This is a genomic window from Rhizobacter sp., from assembly GCF_031412075.1.
Lineage (GTDB): Bacteria > Pseudomonadota > Gammaproteobacteria > Burkholderiales > Burkholderiaceae_C > Rhizobacter.
This window is the reverse complement of sequence record NZ_JANOCG010000005.1, coordinates 1-2,978: the sequence shown is the minus strand read 5'-3', so window position 1 is coordinate 2,978 and position 2,978 is coordinate 1. Positions and strand designations below refer to the sequence as shown.

3 protein-coding genes and 1 pseudogene are annotated in these 2,978 nt (G+C 66.2%); 3 read left to right on the top strand and 1 reads right to left on the bottom strand.

Annotation, left to right across the window (positions count from 1 at the left end):
• Positions 1–879: fumarylacetoacetate hydrolase family protein (locus tag RMO40_RS00150; RefSeq protein WP_309714763.1), on the bottom strand; the 879-nt coding region annotated here is incomplete at its 3' end.
• 62 nt (positions 880–941) lie between these two features.
• On the opposite strand from RMO40_RS00150, the gene RMO40_RS00145 reads away from it, so the two are divergent.
• The 3 genes and pseudogenes from RMO40_RS00145 to RMO40_RS00135 form a co-directional block, all read left to right on the top strand.
• Positions 942–1,976: a DUF3108 domain-containing protein gene (locus tag RMO40_RS00145; RefSeq protein ID WP_309714761.1), complete on the top strand. Its 1,035-nt coding sequence runs from the start codon at positions 942–944 to the stop codon at positions 1,974–1,976.
• Positions 1,977–2,061: 85 nt separating this feature from the next.
• Entirely contained in the window at positions 2,062–2,334 is a 273-nt protein-coding gene (locus RMO40_RS00140; RefSeq protein ID WP_309714760.1) for a BTH_I0359 family protein, read from the top strand.
• 173 nt (positions 2,335–2,507) lie between these two features.
• A pseudogene (locus tag RMO40_RS00135) lies at positions 2,508–2,978 on the top strand (ATPase); the annotation flags it as partial.

Here is a 2,978-nt window from a genome sequence, read left to right as displayed (position 1 = left end):
CTTGGGCGCGCCGCCGTCGAGCGTCTCGGTCGCGCGCTTCTCGGCGATGCACGAGTAGCCGCGGCTCGCGTCGGCGTTGCTGACGGTGCCGCTGCCGACGATGCTGCCGGCGCGCACGTTGCGCGTCTTGCAGATGTGGGCGATCAACTGGCCGAAGTGGAAGGTCATCTCGGGGCCGGCGTCGCACAGGCCCACCCGCTTGCCGTTCCAGGTGCTTTGCAGCGGCAGGTGCAGGCGCCCGCCGTTCCAGGCACTGCCCACTTCGTCGAGCGTCACCGCCACCGGGCTGAAGGCGGTGGCGGGCTTGCTCTGGAAAAAGCCGAAGCCCTTGGCCAGCTCGGCCGGGATGAGGTTGCGCAGGCTCACGTCGTTGGCAATCATCAGCAGGCGAATGCCCTCCAGCGCTTCGTCGGCGTTGGTGCCCATGGGCACGTCGCCGGTGATCACCGCCACCTCGGCCTCGAAGTCGATGCCCATCTTTTCGCTCGGCACGACGATGTTGTCGCACGGGCCCAGGAAGTCGTCGCTGCCGCCCTGGTACATCAGCGGGTCGGTGTAAAAACTTTCGGGCACTTCGGCATTGCGCGCCTTGCGCACCAGCTCCACATGGTTGATGAAAGCCGAGCCGTCGGCCCACTGGTAGGCGCGCGGCAGCGGCGCCATGCACATGGCCGGGTCGAAGGGAAAGGCATGCCGCGCACGGCCGTGGTTGAGCGTGGTGTAGAGGTCTTCGAGCTGGGGCGACAGAAAACCCCAGTCGTCGAGCACCTGCTGCAGGCGGGTGGCGATGCCGGTGGCGAAGTGGGCCGTGGCGAGGTCACGCGAAACGACGACCAGCTGGCCGTCGCGCGATCCGTCTTTGTAGCTTGCGAGTTTCATGGTCTTCTCGTGTCTCAGGTGGCTCAATTGGCTAGGATGGCCGCATCCCGTATTGTCAACGCATGCATTCAGCCGCCACCCCCTCGTCAACCAACCGCTCAGCCACCCGCCGGCCTTTGCTCGCGCTGCTGGCGCTGGCCGGGGGCGTGGCCTGGCTGCACCTCGTGCTGTGGCAGGGAGTGGTGAGTTCGTTTGCGGCGGACATCCCGGCGCGCAACCTGGTGGTGGTGCAGGTGCGCACCTTGCCTCTGGCCGCCGAGCCCGCGCCGGTGGTCGCCGTCAAGCCCGCCCCGGCGCCGCCGCGCCGTGTCGCCAAGTCGCCCGCCGAACCAGCGCCGCAACGAGAAGAAGTAGCCGTGCCAGCCGAGCCTGTGCTGGTCGCTGCCGCGTTGACCGCCGAAATCAGCGCCGAGCCCACGCTGGTGGCCAACTCTGACGCGGACGACTTGCCGCAGTACCGCACCCAGATCCCGCCGGCGATGACCCTGCAATACCACATGCACCGCGGCGCCCTGCGCGGCACCGGCGAGCTGACGTGGCGCCCCGGCGCCAGAGGGTACGTGGCCCGGCTCGATGGCCGCATGGCGGGCTTCAGCATCCTCACCTGGGTCAGCGAAGGCGGGTTTGACGCCGCCGGGCTCGCCCCGCTGCGCTTCACCGACAAACGGCGTGGCAAGGCCGAGCTGGCCGCCAACTTTCAACGCAGCGCCGGCAAGATCACCTTTTCCGGGCCGAGCACCGAGTACCCGCTGCTGCCCGGTGCGCAAGACCGCATGAGCTGGATGATCCAGATCGCGGCCATCGCATCAGCCGACCCCAAGCGCCTGGTGGCCGGCGCACGCTTGGCGATGTACGTGGCGGGTGCACGTGGCGATGCCGACGTGTGGGCCTTCCGGGTGCAAGGGATTGAAGAAGTGGCCACCGGCGACAGCCCGGTGCAGGCCATCAAGCTGGTGCGCGAGCCCCGCAAACCACACGACACGCGGGTCGAGGTGTGGCTGGCCCCGAGCCTGCACTATCTGCCGGTGCGGGCGGTGCTCACCAGCGAAGGCTCCGCACTGGAGCTGCTGATGCAAACCGCTCAACCCGCATCTTGACCCCCTCGCCTGCAGGGGCATGCAGGAAAGCAGCGGCTTGAATATGGCGTGATGACCCCGAGTTAGCTGTGAAGGAGATGCTTGCATGCAGATGCTTTACAACTCGGACAGCTTCGTCGTCGTGGAGTTCGACGTGCCCAGTGAAACCACGGCCCACCAGGAGACCGCGCTTTCGCGCGGCGGCTACGAAATCGTCGACAAATTCGCCCGCAAGGAAATCTTCATCGAAGGCGCCATGGCCGAAAGTTTCAAGGAAGGTGTCGAAGCCTTGATCAAAACCTCGCCCTCGGAAGAAGAGATGGACGACTACATCGAGCGTTACACCTCGCTGATGCACCACCCGCTGATGATGCACTGACTGCGGCCGCACCGCACCCACAGGCCCCCGTGTTGCAAGCGTGAATTGCGGCACGGGGGCCTGTCTTCTTCACGCGTTCAGCGTACTGCGCTGAAGTAAGGTCGCCTCGGACGGGGCTTGCCGCCTGGCGCAGGGTGCGCCAAGATGGCCCAGCATTCCCGCTGGAGATGCCCATGGCGACCAGTCACATCGATGCACGCGTGGTGTTGTCACCCGGCCTGAAAGAGGCGCCGGTTCTCGACCGCATGTGCTCGCAATTCGTGCTGACGCTCACTGTGCGGCACGCGGGCCGCTTCAACGTGCGGCGCGACTGGAATGGCCTGCTCTCCCTCACCGGCAAACACCTGGTCTGGCCGGCGTCGGTGCTGGCGCGGCTGCGCACCTTCTTGAACAACCGCTGCAAGGGCAACGAACACTGGGCCGGTCACGAGACGCTGACCGACGCCACCTTCATGCAGCGCCACGGCGCCTGGAACGGCCCGTATGAAGAAGGCACGCTTTTTTTCTACATCGACGAATACATCAAGGACGCCCCCAAGGACCTGCTCGCCGTGCTCGGCGCCACTGCCGACTGGCTCGACCGCAGCCTGAAAAAAGAATCCACGCTGGTCGAAAAAAACATCGACGCACTGGCCGGCCTGTTG

Excerpts from the sequence above, each read along its gene's own strand:
- RMO40_RS00145 (WP_309714761.1), top strand. The coding sequence starts at position 942 with ATGCATTCAGCCGCCACCCCCTCGTCAACCAACCGCTCAGCCACCCGC.
- RMO40_RS00140 (WP_309714760.1), top strand. The coding sequence starts at position 2,062 with ATGCAGATGCTTTACAACTCGGACAGCTTCGTCGTCGTGGAGTTCGAC.